Source organism: Cupriavidus sp. 09_S30 (genome assembly GCF_056930435.1).
Genome location: NZ_JBXOWI010000002.1, coordinates 2,424,574 through 2,451,494, shown reverse-complemented (window position 1 = coordinate 2,451,494; position 26,921 = coordinate 2,424,574). Strand labels below are relative to the sequence as shown.

General features: G+C 62.6%; 25 protein-coding genes and 1 pseudogene. 17 read left to right on the top strand and 9 right to left on the bottom strand.

Going from position 1 to position 26,921, the window contains the following annotated elements; translation table 11 throughout:
- Window positions 1-30: 30 nt before the first annotated feature.
- From acdA to AC1Z3O_RS31115, 7 genes are all read right to left on the bottom strand, one after another.
- Entirely contained in the window at window positions 31-1,236 is a 1,206-nt protein-coding gene (gene acdA / locus AC1Z3O_RS31145; RefSeq protein WP_483520589.1) for a 3-sulfinopropanoyl-CoA desulfinase, read from the bottom strand.
- An 8-nt stretch (window positions 1,237-1,244) separates the two neighbouring features.
- On the bottom strand, window positions 1,245-2,444 hold the full coding sequence (locus tag AC1Z3O_RS31140; RefSeq protein WP_483520587.1) for a CaiB/BaiF CoA transferase family protein: 1,200 nt from the start codon (window positions 2,442-2,444) through the stop codon (window positions 1,245-1,247).
- Between the two features lie 28 nt (window positions 2,445-2,472).
- On the bottom strand, window positions 2,473-2,814 hold the full coding sequence (locus AC1Z3O_RS31135) for a carboxymuconolactone decarboxylase family protein (protein ID WP_483520585.1): 342 nt from the start codon (window positions 2,812-2,814) through the stop codon (window positions 2,473-2,475).
- 63 nt (window positions 2,815-2,877) lie between these two features.
- Window positions 2,878-3,219, bottom strand: coding sequence for a carboxymuconolactone decarboxylase family protein (locus AC1Z3O_RS31130; RefSeq protein ID WP_483520583.1), 342 nt, complete (start codon window positions 3,217-3,219; stop codon window positions 2,878-2,880).
- Window positions 3,220-3,270: 51 nt separating this feature from the next.
- The gene (locus tag AC1Z3O_RS31125; protein ID WP_483520581.1) at window positions 3,271-4,497 is read right to left on the bottom strand and encodes a MalY/PatB family protein; all 1,227 of its coding nucleotides are present in this window, start codon (window positions 4,495-4,497) and stop codon (window positions 3,271-3,273) included.
- A 51-nt stretch (window positions 4,498-4,548) separates the two neighbouring features.
- Window positions 4,549-5,838 carry an aromatic amino acid transport family protein gene (locus tag AC1Z3O_RS31120; protein WP_483520579.1) on the bottom strand — a complete coding sequence of 430 codons (1,290 nt, stop codon included), beginning with the start codon at window positions 5,836-5,838 and terminating at the stop codon, window positions 4,549-4,551.
- A 154-nt stretch (window positions 5,839-5,992) separates the two neighbouring features.
- Window positions 5,993-6,466: a PaaI family thioesterase gene (locus tag AC1Z3O_RS31115; RefSeq protein WP_483520578.1), complete on the bottom strand. Its 474-nt coding sequence runs from the start codon at window positions 6,464-6,466 to the stop codon at window positions 5,993-5,995.
- Window positions 6,467-6,762: 296 nt separating this feature from the next.
- On the opposite strand from AC1Z3O_RS31115, the gene AC1Z3O_RS31110 reads away from it, so the two are divergent.
- The 8 genes and pseudogenes from AC1Z3O_RS31110 (at window position 6,763) to AC1Z3O_RS31075 (ending at window position 15,953) form a co-directional block, all read left to right on the top strand.
- Complete coding sequence (locus AC1Z3O_RS31110) at window positions 6,763-7,683, top strand: LysR family transcriptional regulator (protein WP_483520576.1); 921 nt, start codon at window positions 6,763-6,765, stop codon at window positions 7,681-7,683.
- Window positions 7,684-7,858: 175 nt separating this feature from the next.
- A complete protein-coding gene (locus AC1Z3O_RS31105) occupies window positions 7,859-8,437 on the top strand; it encodes a cysteine dioxygenase family protein (RefSeq protein ID WP_483520574.1) in 579 nt (192 codons plus the stop codon).
- Between the two features lie 63 nt (window positions 8,438-8,500).
- Window positions 8,501-9,700: an MFS transporter gene (locus AC1Z3O_RS31100; protein WP_483520572.1), complete on the top strand. Its 1,200-nt coding sequence runs from the start codon at window positions 8,501-8,503 to the stop codon at window positions 9,698-9,700.
- Between the two features lie 1,036 nt (window positions 9,701-10,736).
- Complete coding sequence (locus tag AC1Z3O_RS31095; RefSeq protein WP_483520570.1) at window positions 10,737-11,975, top strand: acetyl-CoA C-acetyltransferase; 1,239 nt, start codon at window positions 10,737-10,739, stop codon at window positions 11,973-11,975.
- Between the two features lie 409 nt (window positions 11,976-12,384).
- A complete protein-coding gene (locus AC1Z3O_RS31090; protein ID WP_483520568.1) occupies window positions 12,385-14,013 on the top strand; it encodes a long-chain-fatty-acid--CoA ligase in 1,629 nt (542 codons plus the stop codon).
- A gap of 103 nt (window positions 14,014-14,116) precedes the next feature.
- Window positions 14,117-14,248 (top strand): annotated as a pseudogene (locus AC1Z3O_RS31085) (acetyl-CoA C-acyltransferase); the annotation flags it as partial.
- A gap of 12 nt (window positions 14,249-14,260) precedes the next feature.
- The gene (locus AC1Z3O_RS31080) at window positions 14,261-14,620 is read left to right on the top strand and encodes an acyl-CoA dehydrogenase family protein (RefSeq protein ID WP_483520566.1); all 360 of its coding nucleotides are present in this window, start codon (window positions 14,261-14,263) and stop codon (window positions 14,618-14,620) included.
- A 94-nt stretch (window positions 14,621-14,714) separates the two neighbouring features.
- Window positions 14,715-15,953, top strand: coding sequence for an ABC transporter substrate-binding protein (locus AC1Z3O_RS31075; RefSeq protein WP_483520564.1), 1,239 nt, complete (start codon window positions 14,715-14,717; stop codon window positions 15,951-15,953).
- Window positions 15,954-16,001: 48 nt separating this feature from the next.
- On the opposite strand, the gene AC1Z3O_RS31070 is transcribed toward AC1Z3O_RS31075, so the two are convergent.
- Entirely contained in the window at window positions 16,002-16,271 is a 270-nt protein-coding gene (locus tag AC1Z3O_RS31070; RefSeq protein ID WP_483520563.1) for a response regulator transcription factor, read from the bottom strand.
- 1,466 nt (window positions 16,272-17,737) lie between these two features.
- On the opposite strand from AC1Z3O_RS31070, the gene AC1Z3O_RS31065 reads away from it, so the two are divergent.
- From AC1Z3O_RS31065 to AC1Z3O_RS31055, 3 genes are all read left to right on the top strand, one after another.
- Window positions 17,738-18,604, top strand: a complete 867-nt coding sequence (locus AC1Z3O_RS31065; protein ID WP_483520561.1) for an 8-oxoguanine DNA glycosylase OGG fold protein — start codon at window positions 17,738-17,740, stop codon at window positions 18,602-18,604.
- A 301-nt stretch (window positions 18,605-18,905) separates the two neighbouring features.
- A complete protein-coding gene (locus tag AC1Z3O_RS31060) occupies window positions 18,906-19,052 on the top strand; it encodes a hypothetical protein (RefSeq protein WP_483520559.1) in 147 nt (48 codons plus the stop codon).
- A gap of 45 nt (window positions 19,053-19,097) precedes the next feature.
- Window positions 19,098-19,835 carry an IclR family transcriptional regulator gene (locus AC1Z3O_RS31055; protein WP_483520557.1) on the top strand — a complete coding sequence of 246 codons (738 nt, stop codon included), beginning with the start codon at window positions 19,098-19,100 and terminating at the stop codon, window positions 19,833-19,835.
- Between the two features lie 28 nt (window positions 19,836-19,863).
- Here the strand turns inward: AC1Z3O_RS31055 and AC1Z3O_RS31050 are convergent, their stop codons facing one another.
- On the bottom strand, window positions 19,864-20,760 hold the full coding sequence (locus tag AC1Z3O_RS31050; protein WP_483520555.1) for an HpcH/HpaI aldolase/citrate lyase family protein: 897 nt from the start codon (window positions 20,758-20,760) through the stop codon (window positions 19,864-19,866).
- Window positions 20,761-21,013: 253 nt separating this feature from the next.
- On the opposite strand from AC1Z3O_RS31050, the gene AC1Z3O_RS31045 reads away from it, so the two are divergent.
- From AC1Z3O_RS31045 to AC1Z3O_RS31020, 6 genes are read left to right on the top strand one after another with little or no spacing between them, the layout of a single operon-like run.
- Window positions 21,014-22,384, top strand: coding sequence for an MmgE/PrpD family protein (locus AC1Z3O_RS31045; RefSeq protein ID WP_483520553.1), 1,371 nt, complete (start codon window positions 21,014-21,016; stop codon window positions 22,382-22,384).
- A complete protein-coding gene (locus AC1Z3O_RS31040) occupies window positions 22,381-22,899 on the top strand; it encodes a MaoC family dehydratase (RefSeq protein WP_483520551.1) in 519 nt (172 codons plus the stop codon). Before AC1Z3O_RS31045 ends, AC1Z3O_RS31040 begins: the two co-directional genes overlap by 4 nt.
- 26 nt (window positions 22,900-22,925) lie before the next feature.
- Window positions 22,926-24,140, top strand: a complete 1,215-nt coding sequence (locus AC1Z3O_RS31035) for an acyl-CoA dehydrogenase family protein (protein WP_483520549.1) — start codon at window positions 22,926-22,928, stop codon at window positions 24,138-24,140.
- On the top strand, window positions 24,137-24,631 hold the full coding sequence (locus AC1Z3O_RS31030; protein WP_483520547.1) for a MaoC family dehydratase: 495 nt from the start codon (window positions 24,137-24,139) through the stop codon (window positions 24,629-24,631). Before AC1Z3O_RS31035 ends, AC1Z3O_RS31030 begins: the two co-directional genes overlap by 4 nt.
- Window positions 24,628-25,893, top strand: a complete 1,266-nt coding sequence (locus AC1Z3O_RS31025) for a CaiB/BaiF CoA transferase family protein (RefSeq protein WP_483520545.1) — start codon at window positions 24,628-24,630, stop codon at window positions 25,891-25,893. Before AC1Z3O_RS31030 ends, AC1Z3O_RS31025 begins: the two co-directional genes overlap by 4 nt.
- A 53-nt stretch (window positions 25,894-25,946) precedes the next feature.
- Complete coding sequence (locus AC1Z3O_RS31020) at window positions 25,947-26,858, top strand: HpcH/HpaI aldolase/citrate lyase family protein (RefSeq protein ID WP_483520543.1); 912 nt, start codon at window positions 25,947-25,949, stop codon at window positions 26,856-26,858.
- Window positions 26,859-26,921: the final 63 nt, after the last annotated feature.

The following is a 26,921-nucleotide window of genomic DNA, read 5'->3' as shown; positions in this document are numbered from 1 at the left end:
TTGCCCACGTGCTCCGCAGTTCGAATCAACTTAGGCAGGTTTGCCCTGTGCCGCTTTGAGGTAGCCGTCGCGTGTTTGCGGCAACTTCATGCCGAGCAGCGTGGCAGCAACCTGCGTGCGCAGAATCTGCGCCGTACCGCCCGCGATGGTGAACATGCGCGCATCACGCACGTGCCGCTCCATCGCGTTATGGCGCCCATAACCGGACGAACCATAGAACTGCAGGGCGTCGTTGGTGACCTTGTTGGCCGTTTCCGCAGCAAAGATCTTTGCGCGCGCCGCCTTGTCGATATGCGGAAACTCCGCACCGCTACAGGCTGCGGAACGCAGCAACAGCCGCGCCGCTTCGAGTTGCGTCGACATGTCGGCCAGCATCCACTGCAGCCCCTGGAACTCGGCGATGGGCCGGCCAAACTGATGCCGGGATTTGAGGTAGGCCATGCCCTCCTCGAAGGCGCCCTGTGCAATACCCAGCGCCACCGTGCCCGCACCAATGCGCTGCGCGTTGTACGCCGTCATCAGCGAGGCGAAGCCGCGCTTCAAGCCACCGGGGGGCATCACCAGCATCGACTTGTGAACCTTCAGATCACGGAACTCAAGATGGGTTTCGGGAATGCCGCGCACCCCCATGGCGTAAAGCCTGCGGCCCACCACAAGTTCAGCAGGTGCGTTGCCATCCCGCACGCAGATGAATGCACCGATGCCTTGCTCCACGCCGTCTTCAAACACGCGCGCGAAGATCAGGTGCAGCTTGGAAACGCCACCACCGGTGATCCAGTACTTTTCGCCATTGAGGATGTACTCATCCCCCTTCTTGTCAGCACGCGTGGTCATCTCGCTTGCAGCGCTGCCGGCATTCGGTTCCGAGATACAGATGGCCGGCTTGTCTCCCGCCAGAACCAGATCGGCGGCCAGCTTCAGTTGCTCCTCGGTTCCGTATTTGGCGATGGCGCCAATCGCGCCCATGTTCGCCTCGACTGTGATCCGGCCCATGGTGGCGCACGCCTTGGCCATCTCTTCGATAACGATTACGGTGTCCAGGTAGGAAAGGCCACGGCCACCTAGACTTTTGGGCAGTGTCATGCCCATGAACCCGGCGTCGCGCAGTGCGGCAACGTTGTCCCATGGGTACTGTTCCGTGAGATCCGTATTGGCGGCGGTGGGAGCGAATACTGATTGGGCAAGCTCGCGTGCTTGCGCCTGCAGGGTTACTTGTTCAGAGGTCAGGTCGTACATGGTGTCTCCTAGTGCGTTGCATAATTTCCAAGCCAATCCGCCAGCACTTCGGCAGCGTGCTCATTGAGCCGGGGCGGCGGTCGTCTGTAGCTCGGCGGCGTCGCTGACATCCTGAGCGGATTGGCCAGGAGACCAATCTCCCCGCCTGCCGCCCACTCGCACGGCATGCGCAGCTCGGCACCACGGGCCTTGACGTGGGGGTCGGCAAATACGTCTTCCAGGTTGTTCACGGGGCCGCACGGAACACCGACCGCCTCCAGCTCTCGCAGCCACGTAGCGCGAGGCCGCGTGCTAAGTGCTTTACCAACCAACTCACACAGCGCGACTCGATTGCGAATCCGCATCGGGTTGGTCGCATAACGCTCATCGGACGCGACTTCGTCTATCCCTGCAACTTCGCAGAACCGACGGAACTGCGTATCGTTGCCAACCGCGAGGATCATGGGCGCGTCGGCCGTGGAGAACACTTGGTATGGAACGATGTTCGGGTGGCCGTTACCCAAGCGGGTCGGCAGTTTCCTGTCCGTCAGATAGTTCGTGCCGGCGTTGACGAGCCAGGAGATCTGCGTATCGAGGAGGGAAATGTCGATGTGCTGCCCCTGGCCCGTTCGCTGCCGATGCTGCAGCGCCGCCAGGATGCCGACGGTGGCGTACATGCCTGTCATGACATCGGCAATGCCAACACCCACCTTCATTGGCTCGCCGTCAGGTACACCGGTCAGGCTCATGATGCCGCCCATGCCCTGGATCAAGAAGTCATAGCCCGGCCGTGTGGCATAGGGGCCCGTCTGACCAAAGCCGGTGACAGAGCAATAGATCAGGCCCGGATAGCGGTCCTTGATCTGCTCGTACGCCAAGCCGTATTTGGCAAGGCCGCCAACTTTGTAGTTCTCCACCAGGACATCGGCCTGCGCGATCAGTTGATGCACAAGCTCCCGCCCCTTGGCCGACCCGATATCGATAGCAATCGACCGCTTGTTGCGATTGGCCGAGAGGTAGTAGGCGCTCTCCTCCGTCTTTTCCCCAGACGTCCCGTGCACGTAGGGCGGGCCCCATTTGCGCGTGTCGTCCCCTTCGTCAGGCTTTTCCACCTTGACGACATCCGCCCCGAGATCGCCAAGAAGCTGGGCTGCGCTGGGGCCCGCCAGGATGCGGGAAAGATCCAGAACCTTGATGCCTGCCAGTGCTGCCATGTCACCAGATTTCATGCCATATCACCGAGGGAATCCTTCTGCATCAACCACCAAATTGGTCAAAAGCCTCCATCGCGCGTGCGGAGTACACGAAGGCAGCACCGGCATTGAGCGCAATGGCGGTCCCCAGTGTCTCTGCAACCTCTTGTTTGGTTGCCCCTGCTTTTTGCGCTGCTGCAGCATGGGAAGCGATACAGCCCTCACATCGCGTAGTGACGGCCACGGCCAACGCGATCAGCTCGCGCGTCTTGAGGTCAAGCGCCTTGCTCTCGCTCAAAGACTCATTCAGACCAAAGAACGCTTTGACCACTGGCGCGTTTGCCTTTGACAGGTTTGCCCCTGCGGCACGTTGATTCGAAAGAAGTTCAGCCCAGTCATGGATCATTTTCTAGTCCTCTATTTCGTTTATTAAACAGCTACAAGATTCGCAACGTCGAAATGCTCTGCATCAACTACCGAACTGATCAAACGCTTCCATCACGCGCGCTGAGTACACGAAGGCTGCGCCGGCGTTGAGCGCAATGGCGGTCCCCAGTGCCTCCGCTACTTCCTGTTTGGTTGCCCCCGCCTTCTGGGCTGCGGAAGCGTGGGAAGCGATACAGCCCTCACATCGCGTAGTGACTGCCACGGCCAGCGCGATCAGCTCGCGCGTCTTGAGGTCAAGCGCTTTGCTCTCACTCAAAGACTCGTTCAAGCCAAAGAACGCTTTGACTACTGGCGCGTTTGCCTTTGACAGGTTGGCTCCTGCAGCACGTTGATTCGAAAGAAGTTCTGCCCAGTCATTGATCACTTTGATCTCCTTTGTTTCATTCAACTTCCATAACGGTTAAGAAAGCGGCGCTCAGCGCTGCACGAGTGCCTTCGAAATCTGTTCGATCGCCAAGTCGACGGTCTGGCGTGGGCAACCAAGATTCGCTCGCATAAAGCCGTGGCCTTCAATGCCGAACTTGGGACCCTTGTCGAGCCACACGCGGCCCTTGACGAGCATGAAGTCTTCAAGCTGCTCTGGCGTCATCCCGAGTGCGCGGCAGTCGATCCAAGCCAGGTAGAGGGATTCCATCTCGATCACCTTCACGCCGGCGTCGAGCGAGTTGATGCGCTCCGCAAATTGCCGCTGGTTCTGCGCGATGTAGGCGACAAGCTCATCGACCCAGTCGGCACCGTGTGTAAAGGCGGCTTCAGTTGCCACCATGCCGAGCACATTGATGCGGGCGTTGTGATTTCTCCCGATGGTCCGAATGACCTCGTCCCGCTTGACCTTGTCGGCAATGAACATGTTGCCGCACTGCAGTCCAGCTAGATTGAACGTCTTGCTCGCCGACGTGCAGGTGATGCTGTTGTGGGCGAATCGCCGATCGAGCGAGGCAAAGGGCGTGTGCGTCTTTCCGGCACCGAACACGAAGTCGCAATGAATCTCATCGGCGATCACCAGCACACCATGATTCAGGCAGATCTCGCCCATGGTGCGCAGCTCCTCTTCTGTCCACACATTGCCCGTTGGGTTGTGCGGGTTGGAGAGGATAAAGATCTTGGTGTTATCTCGAATCGCGCTCTCAAACACCTTTGCGTCAAAGCGGTAGCGCTGCCCATCGAATTGCAACGGCGCCGTGGTCACTTGACGGCCGTTGATTTCCACGTCGTGGTGAAAATGCACATAGACCGGCGGCTGGATGAGCACTGAGTCGCCCGGCTGTGAGAACGCCTGCACGATGGTCTTGAGCGCGACAATCACGCTGGCTACCGGCACGACCCATCCGGGAGGCACATCCCACCCGAATCGATCCTGCTGCCAACCGATCACGGCTTCCAGATACCCTTTCGTCGGACCTGCTGGATAACCGAAGACTCCATGTGCAATGGCGCCGTGCAAAGCGTCGACCACAGCGGGCGGAGACTTAAAATCCATGTCCGCCACCCACATGGCCAGAGGCTTGGCCCTCGCCTGAGCCGGGGTCATAGCGCCAGCCGCTGTTCCCCATTTCAGTGAATTGCTGCTGCAGCGATCTACCACGGTATCGAAGTCGAACCGTGACGTGCTGACCAGCGGCACCCGTCGATTTTTAGTCATTGATTTCTGCCTTTTTCGATTTTGCACTGCGCAAACAGCGTCGACGTGAGGTCAGTAGCCCATCGCTTTTAGAATTGGCGACATACACAAGATGACGCCAAACGCAAACACACACCACACCTTCGGGGAGCGGTACTTCCTGAGTGCAGGCACCTTGTACACAAGCGCGCAAGGAATGATGAATGACGCGATGCCGTAGATGGGCGATGCAATTTGCTGTAGCAACAGGATCGAAAAACGCGTCTGCACCCAGAACCACAGGCCAAGGACAATGAATACGCAGGTCCCGACGGATACCAAACGCCCGTTGACGCGCTCCTGCGGAACGAAACGAGTGATGACGTTGATCGCCACACCTTTGGTCGCCTCCTCGAGCCCCAGGTAGATACCAAGGAAGGCCGTAACGATGGCGAACAAGTTAAGAGCCGTGGCCATATACAGCACACCATTTCCGGGGATGACGCTGCCAGCCAGTGCAAGAGCCGAGATATTCTGTGCCTTGGCCGACAAGGCCTGCTCATGTGAAAGAGCAAGGGCGAACGAGGTGGCAAAGAAAAGGACCGCGATCACAAGAATGGCATACGCGATTCGATTGGCACGAATGGCGCGGTACGTTGCAATGCGGGGATCCTTCTCCACCTTGCGGAACGCAATGTTCATCGGGCTCAAGATCTGCACAAACATGATCGAGAACAGCGTAAACGGCACGGTCAGAACCGTATCAACTGCGAACCGTTTGAGTTCTGGAAACGAAGGCAGATTCCCGGCCATATCCCAATGGGGAACCATTACGAAGCCCAAAAGCACTACCACGCCAAGCTTGAAGAGCACCAGCGGACTTGAGACTTTGAAAATCAGCTTCTCGCCTTGTGCTGCGATCAGTACCAGCAGGCAAAGTAGGGCCAATGAGAAGAACGGGCTATCGGAAAGTAGACCCGTCGTTACGCCGAAGCTTTGTAGGTACTTGGCCGTGTCAAAAGTCACAGCTAGTGAGTAAGTGAGCATCCCCTTGACGAGCATGAAGAAGTACACGACTGCCAGAAAAACGCCCCAATTCTTTCCGAGATACTGCGTAATGACTCCGGCATAGTTCTCACATTGAGAGCTTTCAGAGAGCGTCTGCAAGTACAGTTTCTGCATCACGTACAGCGCCGGATACGCCAGTAGCACTGACGCTGCAAATACCCACACGCCAGTAATGCCGACTTGCACCGGTAAAAAAACAATGCCGGCGCCAATCGCCATCCCAATGCACAGGACGACCCACCCCATGTCATACCGGGTGAACGGAACCCTGGCAAAAGGCTCAGCGGAAACTTCCAACTCTGCAACGGTGTTCATGTGTGTCTCCTTGTGTATGAGCGTCAAGGCGCGCGTGAACGCGACAAAGCGCTGCGACGTTCTATCGTTCTTGTGGTGGCGAGGCTAAATGCCTCAATTGGGGTGGCGACGTCTGTTGGCTCGATTTCGGGTCAAACGGGGTCACCGATTGCGATCAGTCGTGCGCGTGGTCCTGTAATCGAATGGCCAACATCTCTCCGACAGCACAGGTCAGATCTCCTGCTGTCAGAGCCAAGTCGATCCATGCCTTTCGCCCCTCCAATGAGCGAAGGCGGCCAGTGATCACCAGCTCAATGCCCAGGGGCGTGGGTTGCTTAAAGTCGACTTTCAAAGACGCTGTCACGAAGCGAGGTGGCTGTGAGCCCCCGCAGCCTCGCTGCGCATCCTTCTGAGAGGCAAAGGCAGCTGCGGAGGCTGCACCGTGGCAATCAAGAAGCGATGCAATCATCCCGCCATAGACATGGTCGGGAACACCACCGCTATAGCGGAGATCAGGCGTGAACCTGGCCACCGTGTGTTCGCCAACGAGGTAGCTCTTCAGGTGATGGCCGTGCGGGTTCCGCGCACCGCAGCCATAGCAGTGGGCGAACTCCGGCGGGTAGCTCTCTTGTATTGCGCGTGGCTGCATAGGGCTGTCTCCTCGTGGGAAACCGAGATGCTGGCGGCCAACAGGCAAACCGTTGACGTGGCGCCAACCTCGGTCCGATCTTGAACTGGTGGTTATCGTATTTGCTCATCTCCTTCATTAACAATTGAAATTTAGATCAACCTCCGAGAGCTCCAAGGCGTCACTTCGCTTAGGACCTTCCGTGACGATGTTCTTGCGCAGGAGGCCATGGTTTTCCCTAGGCGTGAAGACTTGCTGCGGCATCGGGCTGCCAATACGATGCTCATGAAACAGCACCAAACTTGAGAGTGATTTCAATGGACCATCGATCCGGCACGACGACACCGACGCTGCGGCAGCTTCAACTCCTGCTGGCACTCACCTCTTCAGATGGCATTGCGAGTGCGGGAGCCAAACTCGGCATGTCCCCTTCAGCCACAAGCCACGCATTGCGAGCACTGGAACGAGCTCTGGGAACGGAGATCATCGATCGCACTACATCGGGAGTTGCGCTGACTTATACCGGCGAACATGTGCTCCCTCATGTCCGGGACGTCTTTGCTTCTCTTCAGTTGGTGCAGGCAACAGCGCTAGCCGGCGCGGAGTTGAAGACCGGCTTGCTGCGTCTCGGCTCATTCGGCGCGAGTGCAACGATCAGGGTTCTGCCGCCGCTGATGGAGCGTTTCAAGGCCCGCTACCCTGGTGTGGATGTCGTCCTGACGGAAAAGCCGGACGAGCAAACTTCACGTGACCTAGTCGAGCGCCGATTGGAACTTGCAGCGGTCACACTGCCCAAGGCGGACTTCGACTCCCAAACGCTCGCCGTTGATGAACTCGTCGCAGTCTTGCCTACCGGCCACCCCCTGGCAAAGCTGGACACCGTTCCGCTCAAGGAGATGACGGTGGACCCGTTCATCCTGACCCGCGCCGGGTCGCAAGCTTTGGTCACCAAACTGTTCTCGAGGAATGGGCTGCGCCCGCGAGTGGCCTATGAGCTACTGCAACTGATGTCGATACTGGAGCTGGTTGCGAGCGGAAAAGGGATTTCGGTGCTGGCAAAGCTGGCACTACCGGATCGGTACCCCGGCACGGTGTTCCGACCGCTTTCCCCGGGTACATCCCGACGTATCGGCCTGGTGTGCCTGAACGAGAGCCGCCTATCCCCGGTGGCTCGTGCGTTCTGGCAGGAGGCGCGGCAATATCACGCCGAGCTCAAATCGGGAGCTCGCCAGCGCTGAGATGACTTTTGACCGCACAGGCCAGAACACGCCCGGCAGTTGAAATCAGTTTCAATTGCGTAGGAAGGGACCTGAGTCAACAATCCGTATAGCCTTAGAGTTCGCTACCTCGATTCAACCATTCGGTGCGAACCATCTGGTGACGACAACAACACCTAGCTATTGGAGACAGTTAATGCGAGTTCCGGCTACGCAGTTCGGCCACTTCGTGCGCCAATTCACGCAGCTTGTTGATGACTTTTCGGGAGACGAAGCGCAGATCCTGAGCAGGGGGCGTGCGCTTCTCACCGAGCTTGTCCGGCACGATGACTGGCTGTCACAGGAGTATTCGCAGCCGCACCCCCAGTACTACCAGCAGTACCTTCTACATGCCGACCCAGCCGATCGCTTCTCGGTTGTCAGCTTTGTTTGGGGGCCTGGCCAGAAGACCCCCATCCACAACCACACGGTTTGGGCACTAATCGGTATGTTGCGGGGTGGCGAGCGTGCTGAGGGCTTTGAAGTCGGCGAGCCCGGCCAGCCAATGCGATCGCTCGGGATCGACTATCTCACCCCAGGAACTGTCGAAAGCATTTCGCCGCGCACCGGCGACATCCACAGGGTGTCCAACGCGTACGAAGATCGCGTCTCGATCAGCGTACATATCTACGGTGGGAACATCGGGCGAATTTCGCGGCACGTGTTCGACCCGCAGACGGGCGCCCGGAAGACTTTCATTTCTGGCTATTCCAACGAGGCCGAGATCTCTGCGTAGGTCATCGAAGCTTGCTGTGGCTTGTTTTGTCCGAGGCATTCTGATTCGCGGAACCCAATCCTGATGTCCACTTCGAGAATCAACGCCGACGTCTTGCGGTTGGCCATGGCGCAAGCGCTGGCCGGAGCAAACTCGACGGTCGTCTACGCCACCGGCGCGATCATTGGCCACATGCTTGCCCCAAAGCCTGCGCTAGCCACCGTACCGGTCTCCATTTTCGTCGTGGGGATGGCCGCGGCGACACTTCCCGTCGGCGTGATGACCCGGCGCTATGGCCGGAAGGCCGCCGCGCTGCTCGGCAACGCGTGCGGCGTGGTTGTCGGGTTGCTGGCTGCACTAGCGCTGGTGATCCAGTCATTCAGCCTTTTCTGCATCGCAATGCTGTTTGGTGGCGCGTATGCGGCCGTGGTGCTGACATTCCGCTTCGCGGCAGCCGAGTGCGTGCCGGCAGAGCATCGCGCGCGGGCCATGTCGACGGTGCTTGCAGGGGGCGTGGCTGCGGGCGTGCTTGGGCCGCAATTGGTGACGGCCACCATGAATCTGTGGTCTCCGCACGCGTATGCCGTGACCTACCTCGGGTCTGCTGGCGCGGCAGTTTTCTCGGCCATCATTCTGCTAGGAGTGCGGTTCGAGCATCAGCCTCCGGTGTCAGCCCAGACACAGGGGCGGCCGAGTGCCGCCATCGTGCGGCAGCCGCGCTTTGTGGTGGCGATGCTCTGCGGCATGGTGAGCTACATGATGATGAACTTCATGATGACCTCCGCGCCGCTCGCCATGGAGTTGTGCGGCATCCCGCGCGTACATGCCAACTACGGCATCGAGATCCACGTCATCGCCATGTATGCGCCGAACTTCTTCACCGGGCGGCTGATGGCCCGCCTTGGCGCGCCGGTCGTCAGCTTGGCTGGGCTGGTGTTGATTGCACTGGCGGCCGTCACGGGCATGATGGGCCTGTCGGCGAACCACTTCTGGATTGCGCTGATGCTGCTCGGCCTGGGTTGGAACTTCGGTTTCCTTGGCGCATCGGCCATGGTGCTGGCGTGTCATACGCCAGCCGAAGGGCCCCGCGTGCAGTCCATCTACGACTTTGTGGTGTTCGGGGCCATGGTCATCGGCTCGTTCGCGTCAGGCGGTCTGCTGGCGACATACGGATGGGCCTTGGTATGCGGCCTCATTATTCCCCCGGTGCTGATCGCAGCGGCCAGCCTCCTCTGGTTGAGGCGCGAATGGACGTCAACTGTTCCATTGGCTCAACGCAATTGATGGCCCAGCATCGTTTGCAAAGATTCAATCCCGATGAGTATCCCAGCTGGCCGTGAGGTCCACCCTTGTCGAGTTCTCGGAAATGCGAGACCGTCACCGCGCGCAGAGCAATTGAGCAAAGCGCTGGTGCGAACCGGCCCGAACCGCAGCCGGCGCTGCCGGCGGCTCCGGACGATTCCGCGAAAGTTCAGGGTTACGTGAATCAGAATGCGGATAGTTCAAAGTTAAGCGAACCACGGGTTCAAAGTTGGCCGAGTAACTCCGCCGGGAAGGCCCATAAATCGCGGCCCACTGGTTCAGAGTTGAGTGAATCTCGACACCCGCCGCACGCGCCCCGCTTAGGGGGCGACTAAGACGGAGATCACCCGCAGACCGAATCCAAGGCGTTTAAGCAGATCAGCCCGAAGGTGCTCACGTTGATGGGTCCGCTCCAAGGCCAGTACCTTGGCTACAAGCGCCTATCTGATGACTCTGCACACGTTGCGGCCAGATCGTTGCAGCACCACGTCGCGCTGAACGGCGACAACACCTGGCACTACAAGTGGCCAGCCGGGACGCCTGACGAGAATGCGCTGACCTTGCATCTTGTCGTCATGGCCGCCTTGGGCACTGGATTTGGGTCACCGAGATGATCGGCGCTGACACCTGCAACGCTGCGTTTGCACCGTTGTGTGAACGCTTCAGCTTGATGCCGAAGATCCTCGATGAAGCCGAGAGGAGGGCACGCCCGCACATATCGTCGAGCGCGTCTCGACAGACATTCGCAAGCAAATGCCGGGCGCACGGGCTCGAGTGGCCGAGACCGGCTATGTCTTGACCGGCAGCACGCCAACCGAATTCAATGCCTTCTTCAAGGCGGATGACCGTTTCTGGAAGGACACCATCAGGGCATCCGGTATCCGCCTTGAATGAGTGGAAGGCGCGCCGGCGTGCAAAGCGCCGGAGAGCGGGGTCAGCCCAAACTCGTCCTTTCGGACGAGGACGGTGTCCCTCTGGTGCCGCTAGCCTGCATTTTTCACAACGCAAAGTCCACAGCATGTCCAACGCATACATCATCGACACCTGCCGCACGCCGCGCGGCATCGGTAAGGTCGGCAAGGGCGCCCTTGCCGACTTTCATCCCCAGCACCTGGCGGCTACCGTACTCAAGGCACTGGCCGAGCGCAACCAGATCGACACCGCCGAGGTGGACGACGTGATTTGGGGCACCTCGACGCAGCGCGGCAAGCAGGGCTCGGACATGGCTCGCATGGCACTGTTGGACGCCGGCTACAGCCACCTGGCCAGCGGCGTCACGCTGGACCGCTTCTGCGGATCCGGCATCACTGCTGTGAACCTGGCGGCCGCGACCGTGGCCGCGGGCTTCGAGGACCTGGTCATTGCGGGCGGCTGCGAGATGATGAGCTACACCGCTACGCTGGCCGATTCTGGCTCGCCGAACATGATGGACGCGGGCAACCTGCGGCTGCGCCGCAACGTGCCGCAGTCGCACCAGGGCGTTTGTGCTGACGCTATCGCCACGCTGGAAAGCATCCCGCGCAACGCGCTGGACGAACTGGCGCTGCTGAGCCAGCGGCGTGCCGCCGCGGCCATCGAGGGCGGCCATTTTAAGCGCAGCCTGGTGCCGGTCTACCGCGAAGACGGCAGTCTGGCGCTGGACCGCGAGGAGTTCCCTCGCCCGCAGACCACGCTAGAGGGATTGGCCGCACTCAGGCCGGCATTCGAAGCCATGGCGGAGCGGCCGCTGGACGAGCAGGGAAATACCTATGCTGGCCTGATCCGCCAGGTCTACCCGGACCTCCGGATCAACTACGTGCACCACGCCGGCAACAGTTCTGGCGTGGTCGACGGCGCGGGCGCACTGCTGCTTGCCTCTGGCGACTATGTCAAGAAGCGCGGCCTCAAGCCCCGCGCGCGCATCGTGGCCATGGCGAACGTGGGCGACAGCGCCACGCTGATGCTCAACGCCCCGGTGCCGGCTGCGCGCAAGGTGCTGGCTAAAGCCGGGCTGACCGTGAATGACATCGACCTTTGGGAAATCAACGAGGCGTTCGCCGTAGTGGCCGAGAAGTTCATTCGCGACCTGAAACTCGACCGCGCAAAGGTCAACGTCAACGGCGGCGCGATGGCGCTCGGTCACCCCATTGGCGCTACGGGTTCGCTGCTGATCGGTACCGTGCTCGACGAACTGGAGCGGCGTGACCTCAAGCGCGGTTTGGTGACGATGTGCGCGGCCGGCGGCATGGCCCCGGCCATCATCATCGAGCGAGTCTAAGCGCTCGCCTTACTCTAGGGATCCTTGGCCAGCGCATGCCGGCCGAGCGCCCGGCTGGCCAGCACACGGAGATCAGGTCGAGCCGGGCCCCACCCCGGCATTGCTGACGAACAGCTTGTCGGGATTGCCTTAGATCCCTGTGGCCGTCCAATGGAGATAGCTGATTCTTCATCAATATCGCGAACCTGTGTCTCCGGTTGCGCCACTCGATGTCCAGGCCGACGTCAAGGGCGGTTTCCCGAGCATTGCACCGGAGAAGCTGTTGCGGACGATGCATGTTGCATGCTCACCGGGCGACGCGTGCCACGAAAGAACCGTCCGATCGGACGAGGTGGACCCGGTGGCAGGCCCTCCATAATCGGTCCGCAGGGCAGCCTGACGACAAAAACGACATGACGGAGACAACACGATGACAGCCGCACCGCTTGACTATTCGATGGATATCCCGCTGCTGCTGCCCGGCATGCTGCAGGCCGCGGCCCGTCATCATCGGCAGTCCGGCATCACGTCGGTCATCGACTGTGTCGTGCATCACCATAGCTACGCCGAATGCGATCACCGTGCGCGACGCGTGGCACAGGCCTGCCTGGCACTGGGCGCGCGCGCGGGTGATCGCGTCGGCACGCTGGCATGGAACGACCATCGGCACCTCGAGCTGTATTTCGGCATCAGCGGCATGGGGGCCGTGTGCCATACCATCAACCCGCGCCTGTTTCCGGAGCAGATCGCCCACATCATCAATGACGCGCAGGACCGCTTCATCGTGTTCTCGCCGGATTTCCTGCCGCTGGTGACAGCCATCGCGCCGCAATGCCCAAGAGTGGATCGCTGGATCGTGCTGGGCGATGCGGACCCGGCACTGCGCCTGGGCAACGACGCGGTGATTGGGTACGAGGACTGGTTGGCCGCGCAGGATGGCAATTACGCGTGGCCGGACCTGAACGAACGCCTGCCCGCATTCCTGTGCTACACGTCGGGCACCACGGGCAATCCCAAGGGCGTGGTGTATTCTCATCGCGCCACGGTGCTGCATGCCTATGCCTGCGCGCTGCCGGATTCGCACAACATTTCGGCGCGCGACGTGGTACTGCCCGTCGTGCCGATGTTCCACGCCAATGCTTGGCAGGCGCCATTCTCGGCCACGCTGACCGGTGCGCGACTGGTGTTGCCGGGGCCGAAGCTCGATGGCGAATCACTGTACAAGCTGATCGAGAGCGAAGGCGTCACGTTCTCGATCGGCGTCCCCACCGTCTGGTTCACGCTGCTGCGCTACATGCAGGCAAACGGCCTGCGCTTCACGACGTTGCGTCGACTGCTGCTGGGCGGCGCCGCCACGCCGCCTTCGATGATCGAGGCGTACGCGGAACTGGGCGTTGAGCTATACCAGGGCTGGGGCATGACAGAGACCGCCGCGCTGACGACGTGCGCGCAGCCGCTGCAGCATCAGGCCAACCTGTCGCCCGCCGAACGCCGAGCCGCCATCTTCAGTTCGGCCGGACGCATCGTGGCCGGCGCGGACATGCGCATCGTGGACGGCGATGGGCAGGAATTGCCGTGGGGCGGCAGCGCCGGCTATCTGCAGGTACGCGCGCCGTGGGCCATCAGCCGGTACTACGGCGCGAAGAGCAGCGCGCTGCAGGATGGATGGCTGCCCACGGGCGATATCGCGGAGATCGATCCGGACGGCTATATGAGGCTCACGGACCGCAGCAAGGACGTCATCAAGTCCGGGGGCGAATGGATTTCCTCGGTCGAGATCGAGAACATCGCGGCCGGCGTGCCGGGCGTGCAACTGGCGGCGTGCATCGCCGCCGCTCATCCGAAGTGGGGCGAACGTCCGCTGCTGGTGGTGCAGCGCGCGGCCGGCGTCACGCTGACGGAACAGCAAATCCTGTCGACCTACGACGGCAAGGTGGCCGCGTGGTGGAAGCCCGATGCGGTGGTGTTCACAGACAGCATCCCGCTGACGGCCACGGGCAAGCTGTTCAAGCTGGCCCTGCGCGAGCGCTACGGCAATCACCTGATGGACCGCCTCTGAGCCTTCCAGGCCTGCGCACCTGACGGGCCCTGCCAGCCTTTCAAATTGCCGCGTCGAATGCACGCGGCTGCACGATCATGCACTTCGCAAGGAATCTGCTGCAATGCATGACGCTTTCATCTACGACGCCATTCGAACGCCACGCGGCAAGGGCCGCAACACGGGGGCGCTACACGAGGTCACGCCGGTCTCGCTGGCCGCGCAGATACTGACCGCGCTGCGCCAGCGCAATGGCTGACGCATGTGCGTGAACGCCACGCGTTCGGGCGGCCGCTGGGGGGCGTTCCAGAATACGCGGTTCACGCTGGCGCGTCGCTTCGCCGAGCTGGAGGCGATGCAGGGGTGGATCGACACGCTGGTGATGGCGCATAACGCGGGCGGCCTCACGCCGACCAGCGCGGCGTCCGCCAAGCTGCTGGCGTCCGAACTGGAGAATCGCCTGATCGACGATTGCCTGCAATTGCACGGTGGCGCGGGCTACATGGATGAATACCGGATCAGCCGCATGTTCCGTGACGCGCGAGTGTCGCGCATCTACGCGGGCGCGTCGGAGATCATGCTGGAGATTGTGGCCCGATCGCTCGGGCTGACGGAAAAGATGCGATAGGGCGCGTCCCGCGCAGGCGAAGGGCGCTGACCGGACAAAGAGCCGCGCCCAGAGCCATTGGTGGTTCATTAAAAAAACCAGGAGGAGACAGATCATGCAACCATTCTTGCTTTCGTGTCGCGCGCTCGCATGCGCGGCGCTGGTACTGGGCGGCGGTGTGGCGCAGGCGGGCGCCAAGCCGGAGAAACTGTCCGATGGCGAGGTGCGCATCGGCGTGCTGACCGATCTTTCGGGCGTCTATGCCGACGCCAGTGGGCGTGGCTCCGTATTGGCCGCCCAGATGGCGATCGACGACTTCAACGCGCAGGCGAAGCCCGCTTTCAAGATCAAGCTGCTGTCCGGCGACATGCAGCTCAAGCCCGACGTCGGCGCAAACATCGCACGCACGTGGTTCGACCGTGAGGGCGTGGACATGATCGTGGACCTGCCGTCCTCGGCGGTCACGCTGGCGGTGATGAACCTGGCCAACGAGAAGAACCGCGTGGTGATCCCCACGGGGCCGGCGTCGCTGCGCATCACCAACGAGGATTGCTCGCCGACGACGATCCACTGGGCCTACGACGAGTACTCGCAGGGCCAGGGGACGGCACGCGCCATCACGGAAGCCGGTCACAAGACCTGGTTCTTCATCGAGGCGGACTACGCGGGCGGCCGTGCGCTGCGCGCGGGATTCGAGGGGGCCGTCAAGGCCGCGGGCGGTCAGATCGTCGGTTCCGCGCGCCACCCGCTTGGCGCATCCGACTTCTCGTCGCAGATCGTGCAGGCGCAGTCGTCGAAGGCGGCCGTCATCGGGATGGCCAATGCGGCGGGGGATTCCGCCAACCTGGTCAAGCAGGCGGCGGAATTCGGCGTCACACCGAAGCAGATCCTGGCGGCTTCGCTGACGCATATCACCGACATTCACGGCCTGGGCCTGAAGGCCACGCAGGGCATGTACCTGACCGATGGCTTCTACTGGGACCGCGACGAAGCGTCGCGCACGTGGTCCAAACGGTTCTTCGACAAGCAGAAGAAGATGCCGACGATGGTGCAGGCCGGCACCTATTCCGCTGTGCTGCACTACCTCAAGGGCGTTGACGCGGCCGGTACCGACGAGGCCAAGGCCGCGGTGACGGCGATGAAGTCGCTGCCGGTCAACGATGTCTTCGCACGGAACGGGCATATCCGCGAGGATGGCCGCATGGTGCACGACATGTATCTGTTCGAGGTGAAGAAGCCCGAAGCGTCGAAATATCCGTGGGACTATTACACGCTGAAGGCGACGATTCCCGCCGACAAGGCGTTCCGCCCGCTGTCGGAGTCGACCTGCAAGTACGTGAAGAAGGCCGCCTGACGGCGCGGCGCAACCAGATCACGCGACGCGCGCGGCGCCGCGTGATCCCTAGCGGATCAGTCCCCGCTTGCGCGCCACCGCCACCGCATGCGTGCGTGAGGTGGCGTCGAGCTTGCAGTTGATGTTGCGCAGATGGGTCTTGATCGTGGTTTCGGACACGAACAGCCGCTGCGCCATGATCTTGTTCGACAGGCCCTCGGCCAGCAGGCCCAGCACGTTCAGCTCGCGACCGGTCAGGCCGTCTGGATGTGCGGCGTCCACTTCGATGTCGGCCTGGGCGATCGATTCGGCCGCCGAGTCTTGCGGGGACGGCGTCAATCGATCCCGCCAGCCTTCCTGGGCGCGGCGCCGCCGCAGCGGCCGGGATCGCGCTGATCAACTCGGTGGGCAACCTGGCGGGCTTCGTAAGCCCCTGCATACTTTCGCGACTGAGACTGGCATGGGCGGGATGGTCGACCGTGAGGCGTACTGCGTTGGCCGATGAGCTGACAGGGCCGTTCTGCAGAGTGTAGGAGTCGTACTCAAACGCTATTCCAATGACGCAAAATGGCTGCGGATTCAACCGGTCGACAGCCACGCGAACTGCAACATTGCCGTCCTGCCTTTGAGGGCAAGTGGCGTCCACCCTTCAGGATCGCTGACGGACCAGGTTCAGAGTTGAGCGAACAAAGTTCAGAGTTAAGTGAATCTCTACACCAGACGGCACGATTGACCACGGTACCTCCCGACAGGATGGTCACACAGCCGACGAGCGCCTGCTGCAGCGAATGGGTCATGGGAATTGTGACCGTGGCGTTCTGCCCTGTCGGCACGATCCCGTCCAAACTGCGCAGGGGTTCACACCAGTGGCTCGATCGCGGTTGCCCGCCGCGCCCGCATTGGCCCCAGCGGGCCGGGCCGCCCGGTTCCGTGCGCGGTCGGCTGACACGCGGCATCCCGGACCTTGCCACCGTTCGCTGTGCGCAGGCAGCTGAGCGGTCCGGGCCAAGTCACAACTTTAGGCACAACTTTAGGTGTGTGAGCGGAGGACCCACTTCGTCGCTCGCACACCTCCTCCGCCTCCGTGTACCCATTAACTGTGAGACAGGCCGTGCCTTTTACCCATTTACTGTGAGATTCTGGCCCAGTTAGTTTGCGACAGTGCTGCGTAACTCCTTGATTTATCTGAGATTGGTTTCCCGCTAACTGTGAGACGTGACAGTAGGCAGACCTTCCGCAGGGACGACTGCTCCAGGTGTCGGACATCGCGCGACCAGACGGGGCAGTAGAGCGTAGGTGTCGAGATTCACTCAACTCTGAACCTGGTCTGTCAGCGATGCAGAAGGGTGGCTCGAGCAAGCACAGTTCCTGAGGATTCCAGTCCCTAGGTTGGCCATGCGCTATCGCACCGAAGCGGAGGTCAGCGCAGCCTACAACCGGCACAACTTCGGCGGCACTCCGCACCGCGAGGAAGAGCGAGTCTTATCCAGGGCGCTACCCGGCGGTCTGTTGACTGTTTGCCAGCCCTTTCGCTAGACTTGCCGTCCCAATCCGAGGTGGAGCAAGCCAAGACACTGCCCACCTGCAGTCCATTCACGCCGGGGTGACCTTGATCGCAAGAGGTTCACGCCAGTTGGACGGCCCAGGCTTACCTGGGTATCCCGGCTAGATAGCGCCTCGGCAGGGATTTTCTGCAATGCTGATCGACCGTCAGCATTGCAGAGAGTCCTTGCCGATGGCTATCTCAATTGCGGCATGGGGTCGCAAAACAAAGTCATCGGCATCTTCAACACAGGAGATCAACGATGGCTTTTTCGCTTTCTGAGGCCGGCATCTGCGCGCAGCATTGGCACCAGGCCGCCCTGGCTCAGCTTCGGAACCAGGACGATCCCCGCAACTGGATCGGGTACAGCACGGAAGCCTGGGCCCGGAGCTGGAGGAACGAAGCGCTGGCCGTCCGTTGCACCGCGCAACCCGAGCTGCGCTGCGCGCTCGACCGTTACGAGACGTGGGCTCTCTGCCATCGCTCTGACATCGACCTGGATCTGCGTGCGTACGCCGCCATGGCTTACGGCGGTGCCAATATGGGCAAGGGAGTCGATAACAACAGGCGCCTGGCCGAGTCCATGCCGAATCTGCTGCCGTTGCTGGAGGATCTGCCCACCCTGACCAGGGAGGAAGCCTATGAGCGCTTTCGCATGCTGCGGCGCCGGCACCTGCTGCGCGGGATTGGCCCGTCGTTCTTCACCAAGCTGATGTACTTCTTCGGCTGTCCTGGCGCCTATATCCTGGACCAGTGGCTTGCTAAATCGATCCTGGCCCTGCGTGCCATCAACTGGCGCCTCGATGCGACCGGCAAGCCTGTCTTCGAGCTGGTCGACGGTAACGGCATCCGGCTGAACCACGATGGTAAGGGCATCCCCGACTCCGTCAGCGGGCTGGACTACGAATTCTTCTGTCGTGAGCTGCAGTCGCTGGCCGAACTCCTGGATCTGCGGGACGGTGCTGAGGTCGAGCGCTGGCTGTTTTCCGAGTCGCAGTCTCCCTGGCGCCAGTACCTTGATGGCCTCGACTGGTCGTCGCCGGGCACCCGGAAGAAGGCGCGCCAAGTTGCAGGGACGTCGCTCCGCATCGCGCCCAGCACCTACGCCTGCGCGCAGCCTTCGCGTTGACCCCGGGGTGCCAAGAAAGGCGTCTCTCCTGCGGAACTGCTAGCAACCTATCGCGCTGCCCATGATCGGCATGGCTCCAGATTGCGCCATCCGCATCCCTGATAGCTTTCTGGATTTGGCCAAACGCTTCAAGACTTAACGAAGGCCGTGAAGGGGGCCCATGATTCGACGGCCGAGTTCAGTCTCGCCCATCGACCGATCTCGCTTTGCGAGACCGAATTCCGCCCCCGAGGCCAAAGAGGATGCCCAAGCGACCATCCGTTGCGCTAGATCTGAACCGAACCCGCGCATCTTCGGATCCGTGCTGCACGGCACCGACCTGGAAGGCAGCGACCTCGATCTGCTGGTCGATGCCTTGCCCGGCGCGACGCTGTCGTCGCATTCCATGTTGCCGCCGCCCTATCGAATTGCTGTGGGCCGGCATCATTTTTTGCTATCGTTGCTATGAGAAGAAAAGCACGCGACAAGACGCGTGAGGCAAGGAGACACTCATATGGGCAGCGGGATTGTCAAATCCGCGGATCGTGTATTCGATCTGCTCGAACTGTTCGAGCGCGTGCGCCGGCCGCTGCGCGTTGGCGAGATTGCCGAGCGCCTCGGTATCCCTCAATCCAGCGTTTCGATGCTGTTGCGGACCATGGTAGCGCGCGGCTACCTGGAGTTCGATGCGCAGATGCGGACCTATTGCCCTTCGGTCCGCGTGGCGTTCCTGTGCGGCTGGACCACGAGAAAGGAGGGCACTGGCGCATCGGTCCACGATGCCATGCGCCGTCTCTCCAGCGAGACCGGCGAGACGGTGCTGCTGGGCCGGCAGAACGGCAACATGCTGCAGTACCTGTCGGTGATCGAATCCAGCCACGCTTTGCGGCTGTCGGTCTCGTCGGGCACCATCCGGCCGATGCACCGCACCGCGATCGGCATCATGCTGATGAGCCGGATGGAGGACGAACAGATCGGACGGCTGCTGCGCCGCTACAACGCGGAAGCGGCGGAGGGCGAGCCGCGTGCCCGGCCTGACGAGATCATGCCTGCGGTGGAGAAGGCGCGCCGCCAGGGCTACTACGAGTCGGCCAGCCTGGCCTCGCCAGGCGCGGGGGTGATCGCCACGCTGGTGGCAACGCCGATACGCGGACAGTGGCTCGGCATTGGCACCGGCGGTCCCGTGGCGCGCTTGCACGCGCGCCGCAAGAAACTGCTGGCCGCCGTACTGGGCGTTGCGCAGGACTGCTGAGTGCCTGTCGAGGGCAGCGGGGCCGGGTTCAGCGGCCGGACTGTTCCCTGCGCGCCCGGATGGCATCGATGCGCGCCAGCAGGCGCGTGGCCTGCTCCAGATGCAGGCGCTCGACCATGCGCCCGGCCAGGTTGATCACACCCGCCGCGGAATGCTCAGGCCTAGCGAAGGCCGCGACGATCGCTTGCGCATCGGCGGTGGCGGCATCCGAGGGCGTGAACGCCAGGTTGGCCGGTTCCACCTGCGACGGGTGAATCAGCGTCTTGCCGTCAAAGCCCATCCTGACCGATTGCAGGACTTCCTTATCGAAGCCGATGTGGTCGCCGAAGTCGTTCCATACGCCGTCGAGCACGTCCATGCCGTAGCGCTTGGCCGCCAGTACCACTGACATCAGCCAGGGAAGCAGATACGCACGGTTATCGCCCGGATACACGCCGGTTTCCTTGGCGAGATCGTTGGTGCCGATGACCAGGCAGTCCAGTTGCAACTGGGCGCATTGGCCCGCGTTCAGGATGCCGTCGATGTGATGGATCGCTGCAGCCGTTTCGATCATGGCCCACAACTTGGGCACGGGGCCATTGGCGACGGCGCCGAGCGCTGCGGCGAAGCGTTCCAGGTCGGCACTGGTGTTGACCTTCGGCAGCAGGATCGCATCGGGCCGGCAGCCGATGGCCGCGCGCAGGTCGGCGTCGAATTCCGCGGTGTCCAGCGCGTTCACCCGGATCACGGTCTCATGCGCCGAAAACGGTTGTGTGGCGAAGGCACTGGCTAGGTTTTCGCGGGCCTGGCCTTTCATCGTCGGCGCCACGGCGTCTTCCAGGTCTAGCACGATGACATCGCAGGGCAGGCTGCGGGCCTTTTCGATGGCGCGGGTATTGGTTGCCGGCACGTAGAGCACGGAGCGGCGGGGTGCAGTCTTGTTCATGGTCATGAGCGTTGGCGTCGCCAGCGGCGACGCGGGCGTGAAAGGTTGACAGGTGCCGCGGTCACGGCGGTTTGGCGGCCAGAATGACCGCAGGAGAAAGTTTCCGGCCCACAGGCGTCCACGTCCATCACATATGTGATGAATGACCTGCGAGGGAAACACATCGCATATGTGATGCTCCGCCAGCCGACATTCGCCAATACTCGGTCCATCGACAACAACACGGCGCCGGTCAACGCGGCGATGCCTCCGAGTGGAAACTGACCAAACCATCGACAATACAGCGGACAGCGGTGGCTATACCCGGGCACTGGCCGACTGGATCAGCACGGTCGAGGATGCCGAGATCGGCGCACCGGCTTTCGCCTGGGCCCGGCACGCCATGCTCGACTGGATCGCCGTCACCATCGCCGCCGCGCGGGAGCCGCTGGTGGAAATGCTCACCGACGAATACGGCAGCCGGCAGGCGTTGCCGTGCGCGCTGGTGGGCAGCACGCTGCGCGCCGATGCGGCACAGGCCGCACTGATCAACGGCGCCGCGGGTCACGCGCTGGACTTCGACGACGTTGCCTCGGCGATGCATGGCCATCCGACCGTGCCGGTGGCGCCAGCAGCCCTGGCCGTGGCCCAGGCCATCGGCGCCAGCGGCAAGGATCTGCTGCGCGCACTGATCCTCGGGCATGAGGTCGAAAGCCGGATCGGCGAAGTGGTCGGCGCGGAGCAGTATCGCCTCGGCCTGCACCCGACCGGTACCACCGGCGCACTGGGCGCGGCAGCTGCCTGCGCCAGGCTGGGCGGGCTCGATCCGGTGCGCACGGCCCATGCGCTGGGACTGGCCGCGACGCAGGCCGCCGGGCTCAAAAGCATGTTCGGCACGATGGCCAAACCGCTGCATGCAGGCAAGGCCGCGATGAACGGCGTGATGGCCGCGCGGCTGGCGGCGCGCGGCTTCACTGCCAACCCCAACGGCATCGAGTGCGAGCAAGGGTTCGGCCGCACCCAGGCGCCCGCTGCGCCGCCGTTCCCAGCCACCTTCGAGCGTTGCGCAGGCATGGCCATCGAACGCACGCTGTTCAAGTTCCATGCCTCCTGCTACCTCACGCATTCCACTATCGAAGCCGTGCGCCAGGTCTGCCGTGAGCATGGCATCGACCTGGACGCGCTGGAATCGATGACCATCTTCGTATCGGGCCCGCATCGTGGCGTGTGTGATATCGCGAATCCGCAGACCGGCCTGGAGATCAAGTTCGCGATCCAGCATCTTGCGGCGATGGCCATGGACGGTGCGCCGACCGCATCGCTCGCCCTGTATTCGGACGAGACCGCGCGCGCGCCGCGCTATGTCAGGGCGCGGCAGCGAATTGCCCTGGAGGTCGTGCCCGGCACGGAGCGCAATGCCGCCAAGGTGGAGATCCTGATGCGCGATGGCCGTACTCTCGGTGCGCAGGCCAATGTCGCCGTGCCGGCCACGGACCTTGCCCTGCAATGGCGTCGCCTGGTGGACAAGGCCCAGGCCATAGTCGTGCCGCGTATCGGCGCGGCCAAATTCGCGAAGCTGGTGTCGGTGGTGGACTCGCTGGACCGGCTTCCTTCCATCGAACCCTTGTTTGAGGCAATCCAATGACATCTATCGATCCCAAGGTCCCCGCGGACCCGGCCGTCGCCCGCCTGAAGGCGGACGCCAAGCTGCGCGCCCGCGGCAACCGCTACGAGGACTTCGAACCCGGCCGGCACTTCCACCATCACTGGGGCCGCACCGTGACCGCGTCGGACAACACCATGTTTTCAGTGCTCACCCTGCACTACAACCCGCAGTACACCAACGATGCGGTGGCACGCGCCAACGGGCATGCGGGCGTACCAGTCAATCCGCTGCTGGTGTTCAACACTGTGTTCGGGCTGTCAGTGGAAGACCTCTCCGAAGGCGGGGGGCCTTTCCTCGGCGTCGACGAGCTGTCGTATGTTAGGCCGGTCTACCCCGGCGAGACGCTCTACGCCAGCTCCGTGGTGGTCGCGCGCAGGCCGGCCAGCAACCGGCCGGGCTACGGCATCGTGACGTGGCACACACGCGGCACCAATCAGCAGGGCGATGCAGTCATTGAGTTCAAGCGTTCGAATCTGGTCAGGATGAGGGGATAAGCATGTCAGGAGACGGTCTGGGTTACATGACGGAAGCGCGTTGCATGATCCGCGATGCGGCGCGTGAATTCACGATGAAAGAGGTGCTGCCGGTGGCCAACGCATTGGACGGCCCCGATGCTGAGATCCCGATGTCGCTGCGCGACAAGCTTGCCGAGATGGGCTACTTCGGCATCACCATTCCGGAGGAATACGGCGGCCTGGGTCTTGGCATTTTCGAGTACTGCCTGATCTGCGAGCAGCTGTCGCGTGGCTGGATGTCGGTGGCATCGATCGTCGCCCGTGCGCAGGGCGGCTGGATCATGAAATCGATGCCCGAGGACATGAAGCAGCAATACCTGCCGCGCGTGGTGCGCGGCGAATTCCTCAATGCCAGCGCGCTGTCCGAGCCGGACACGGGTTCCGACCTGGCATCGATCTCGTGCCGCGCTGTGCTCGAAGGCGATGAATGGGTACTGACCGGCAACAAGTACTGGTGCACCTTTGCCGACGGTGCCGACTACCTGATCGTGTTCGCGCGCACCTCGCCGCCGCCTTCGTCCGCCAAGCGCTGGGAAGGCATCTCGTGCTTCATGATCGAGAAGGAGCGGGGCGGCTTCCCGCCGGGCATGACCGGTTCGCCGATTCCCAAGATCGGGTACTTCGGCTGGAAGACGTTCGAGCTGGCGCTGGATGGCGTGCGGGTGCCAAAGCGCAACCTGATGGGGCCGGAGGGCAAGGCCTTCCTGCTGATGACCAAGGGACTGGAGGGCGCCCGCGCGCATACCGCCGCCCGCGCGATCGGGCTGGCGCAGGGCGCGCTGGAAGACGCGATCGCCTATTCGCTGGAGCGCCGCCAGTTCGGCATGCCCATCGCCGAATACCAGGCCATCCGCTTCAAGATCGCGACCATGGCCACCGAAATCGAGGCCGCGCGCCAGTTGCTCTACTTCGTCTGCAATGAAATCGACAGCGGGCGCCGCTGCGACAAGGAGGCGTCGATGGTGAAGTACTTTGCTTCGGAGATGGCCGAGCGTGTGACCTCCACCGCGCTGCAGATCTTCGGCGGCGCCGGCTATACCAAGCTGTTCCCGGTGGAGCGCTACTGGCGCGACGCGCGGCTGACCAAGATCTTCGAGGGCACTTCTGAGATCCAGCAGCGCATCATCGCCACCAGCCTGCTTGGCAAGTCGGAGGTCGAGGGCATGATCGCCAGCCGCGCATTCGGCAGCCAGGCCCGCCAGGGAAAGGAGGCAGCATGAAGCTCTCTGCCCTCACCAGCCCCGACGGCTACTTCGAGCACTTCGAGCCAGGCATGCTGATCCGCCATGCCCGCGGCAAGACCGTGACCGAGATGGACAACGTGATGCTGACCAACATGGTCATGAACACGGCCGAAGGCCACTTCAATGAAGACGCCATGCAGCGCGCCGCAAACGCAGGCGGCATCTTCAGACAGCGCGTTGTCTTCGGCGGGATCAACCTGTCGATGGTGCTTGGCCTTGCCGCGCAGGACACTGCCGAGCACTGCCTGCGCGAGCTCACGCTGGACAAGATCCGCCTGTCGCATCCGGTCTTTCACGGCGACACGCTCTACGCCTACACCGAGGTGCTGGGCAAGGAGGATTCCGACCGGGAGGATGCGGGCATCGTCCGCTTCCGCCACTTCGGCGTGAACCAGGACGACAAGATGTGTGTGCAGGCAGAACGCACCGCGCTGATCAAGCGCAAGAGCCACTGGGGCACGCGATGAGCGAAAGTGGCCGCACGGATCGCCGCGCAGCTGGCAGCACAACCGGCGCGCTCGACGGCCTGGTGGTGCTCGACCTGACCCAGATGCTGGCCGGCCCGTACTGCTCGATGATGCTCGCCGACCAGGGCGCGCGCGTGATCAAGATCGAGCCGCCAGGCGGTGACAATACCCGGCGCAACGGCCCGTATCTTGATGGGGCGTTGCGGATGGAGTCCGGCGGGTTCGGCGGCTACTTCGGCTCCATCAACCGCAACAAGGAATCGCTGGTGCTGGACCTGAAGCGTCTCGCCGGGCGCGAGACGTTGCTCAGGCTCGTGCGTAACGCAGACGTGCTGGTCGAGAACTATCGTGGCGGCGTGATGGAGCGCCTCGGGCTGGGCTATGAGCGGTTGGCCGAGGAAAACCCGAAGCTGGTGTACGCGGCGCTGCGCGGCTTTGGTGATCCGCGCAGTGGCGAAAGCGCCTATGCGGGCTGGCCTGCCTACGATCCTGTCGCGCAGGCAATGGGCGGCATCATGGGCATTACCGGCCCCCAGCGCGGCGGCGCGCCGACCAAGATCGGTCCAGGTGTCGGCGACATCGTGCCCGCCATGTTTCTGGCCTACGGCATCGCGGCAGCATGCTGGCACGCCCAGCGCACCGGGCGTGGCCAGTTCGTGGACGTGGCCATGGTTGATGCCGTCCTGGCGGTGTGCGAGCGCATGGTGTTCCAGTACAGCGCCACGGAACGGGCGCCAGGGCCCGAGGGCAACGGCCATCCGCTGCTCTGCCCGTTCGGCCTGTTTCCGGCCAGTGATGGCTACGTCAGCCTGGGCGTGCCCAACGACCGCTTCTGGAAGCTGCTGGTGGAGCGGATGGGCAATCCCCCGTGGACCGACGACGCGCGCTTTGCCACCAACGAATTGCGCGTACAGCACCGGACGGAAGTGGAGCAGGCAGTCGGCGCCTGGACGGCACGCCACACCAAGCGCGAGCTTGCCGCGATGCTGGGCGGCGAGGTGCCGTTCGGCCCGGTGTTCGATGCCGCCAACATCTTCAACGATCCGCACTTCCGCATCCGCGAGATGCTGGTCGAATCGGAGCAACCCGGCGCCGTGCGCGGGCTGACCATTGCCGGCAGCCCGGTGCGCATGAGCGCTACGCCCGGTGGTGTGCGCCATCGGGCCCCCATGACCGGGGAACACACGGACCGCACCCTGGCGGATTTCGGCTTCGACGCCCGTGAAATCGCCGCGCTGCGCGCGGATGGCGCGGTGCAGTAAAGGGCTCGCATTCACATCAGACCACACCCATACAACAAGCAGGAGACAAGATCATGCAGGAACGAACCAAGCGGCTGCGCCGTTGCCAGTTGTCCGTACCAGGCTCGAGCGAGAAGATGATGGCCAAGGCCGCGGGCATGGCCGTGGACTTCGTCTTCCTTGACCTGGAAGACGCGGTGGCGCCCAGCGAAAAGCGTCCGGCGCGCCGCAAGATCGTCGACGCCCTGAACGGGCTCGACTGGGGTCGCACCACGCGCTGCGTGCGCATCAACGACCTGACCACCGAGTATGCCTACGAGGACATCATCGAAGTAGTGGAGGGCGCGGGCCGCAACCTCGACGTCATCATGCTGCCCAAGGCCATGTCGGCGTCCGATGTGCAGTTCGTCGACAAGCTCCTGTCGATGATGGAGAAGAAGCTCGGCCTGACCCACCGCATCGGCATCGACGTGCTGATCGAAGAGGTGGAGGCGATGATGAACGTGGAAGCCATTGCCGCATCCACGCCGCGCCTGGAATGTCTCATCTTCGGCATGGGCGATTACTCCGCGAGCCAGGGCGTGTCCATACGTGACATCGGCGGTAGCGGCGGGTATCCGGGGGACATCTGGCATTACCAGCGCCAGCGCCTGACGATTGCCGCGCGCGCCAATCGGCTCGACGCCGTCGATGGCCCGTTCGCCGATTTCCGCAGTCCCGATGCATTCCGCGAGGAAGCCCGTCGCGCCATGATTCTCGGCATGGTCGGCAAGTGGGCGATCCATCCGTCGCAGGTCGAACTCGCGCAGGAAGTCTTCTCGCCGGGTGCCGCCGACGTGGCGCGTGCGCGTGACATGATCCGCGCATATGACGAAGCGCTGGCGCAAGGACTGGGCGCTGTCCAGTATGAGGGCAAGATGATTGACATCGCCTCGGTCCGCATCGTCAGGAACCTGGTGCAGCGCGCCGACCTGATCGGCATGTAGCCGCCAGCCATCCCCCCAGTTCTGCAAATCCTGCCGGCCGTGCGCCATCGCGCCACGGCCAAT

Excerpts from the sequence above, each read along its gene's own strand:
- acdA (WP_483520589.1), bottom strand. The coding sequence starts at position 1,236 with ATGTACGACCTGACCTCTGAACAAGTAACCCTGCAGGCGCAAGCACGC.
- AC1Z3O_RS31140 (WP_483520587.1), bottom strand. The coding sequence starts at position 2,444 with ATGAAATCTGGTGACATGGCAGCACTGGCAGGCATCAAGGTTCTGGAT.
- AC1Z3O_RS31135 (WP_483520585.1), bottom strand. The coding sequence starts at position 2,814 with ATGATCCATGACTGGGCTGAACTTCTTTCGAATCAACGTGCCGCAGGG.
- AC1Z3O_RS31125 (WP_483520581.1), bottom strand. The coding sequence starts at position 4,497 with ATGACTAAAAATCGACGGGTGCCGCTGGTCAGCACGTCACGGTTCGAC.
- AC1Z3O_RS31120 (WP_483520579.1), bottom strand. The coding sequence starts at position 5,838 with ATGAACACCGTTGCAGAGTTGGAAGTTTCCGCTGAGCCTTTTGCCAGG.
- AC1Z3O_RS31115 (WP_483520578.1), bottom strand. The coding sequence starts at position 6,466 with ATGCAGCCACGCGCAATACAAGAGAGCTACCCGCCGGAGTTCGCCCAC.
- AC1Z3O_RS31110 (WP_483520576.1), top strand. The coding sequence starts at position 6,763 with ATGGACCATCGATCCGGCACGACGACACCGACGCTGCGGCAGCTTCAA.
- AC1Z3O_RS31105 (WP_483520574.1), top strand. The coding sequence starts at position 7,859 with ATGCGAGTTCCGGCTACGCAGTTCGGCCACTTCGTGCGCCAATTCACG.
- AC1Z3O_RS31100 (WP_483520572.1), top strand. The coding sequence starts at position 8,501 with ATGTCCACTTCGAGAATCAACGCCGACGTCTTGCGGTTGGCCATGGCG.
- AC1Z3O_RS31095 (WP_483520570.1), top strand. The coding sequence starts at position 10,737 with ATGTCCAACGCATACATCATCGACACCTGCCGCACGCCGCGCGGCATC.
- AC1Z3O_RS31090 (WP_483520568.1), top strand. The coding sequence starts at position 12,385 with ATGACAGCCGCACCGCTTGACTATTCGATGGATATCCCGCTGCTGCTG.
- AC1Z3O_RS31075 (WP_483520564.1), top strand. The coding sequence starts at position 14,715 with ATGCAACCATTCTTGCTTTCGTGTCGCGCGCTCGCATGCGCGGCGCTG.
- AC1Z3O_RS31065 (WP_483520561.1), top strand. The coding sequence starts at position 17,738 with ATGGCTTTTTCGCTTTCTGAGGCCGGCATCTGCGCGCAGCATTGGCAC.
- AC1Z3O_RS31055 (WP_483520557.1), top strand. The coding sequence starts at position 19,098 with ATGGGCAGCGGGATTGTCAAATCCGCGGATCGTGTATTCGATCTGCTC.
- AC1Z3O_RS31050 (WP_483520555.1), bottom strand. The coding sequence starts at position 20,760 with ATGAACAAGACTGCACCCCGCCGCTCCGTGCTCTACGTGCCGGCAACC.
- AC1Z3O_RS31040 (WP_483520551.1), top strand. The coding sequence starts at position 22,381 with ATGACATCTATCGATCCCAAGGTCCCCGCGGACCCGGCCGTCGCCCGC.
- AC1Z3O_RS31035 (WP_483520549.1), top strand. The coding sequence starts at position 22,926 with ATGACGGAAGCGCGTTGCATGATCCGCGATGCGGCGCGTGAATTCACG.
- AC1Z3O_RS31030 (WP_483520547.1), top strand. The coding sequence starts at position 24,137 with ATGAAGCTCTCTGCCCTCACCAGCCCCGACGGCTACTTCGAGCACTTC.
- AC1Z3O_RS31025 (WP_483520545.1), top strand. The coding sequence starts at position 24,628 with ATGAGCGAAAGTGGCCGCACGGATCGCCGCGCAGCTGGCAGCACAACC.
- AC1Z3O_RS31020 (WP_483520543.1), top strand. The coding sequence starts at position 25,947 with ATGCAGGAACGAACCAAGCGGCTGCGCCGTTGCCAGTTGTCCGTACCA.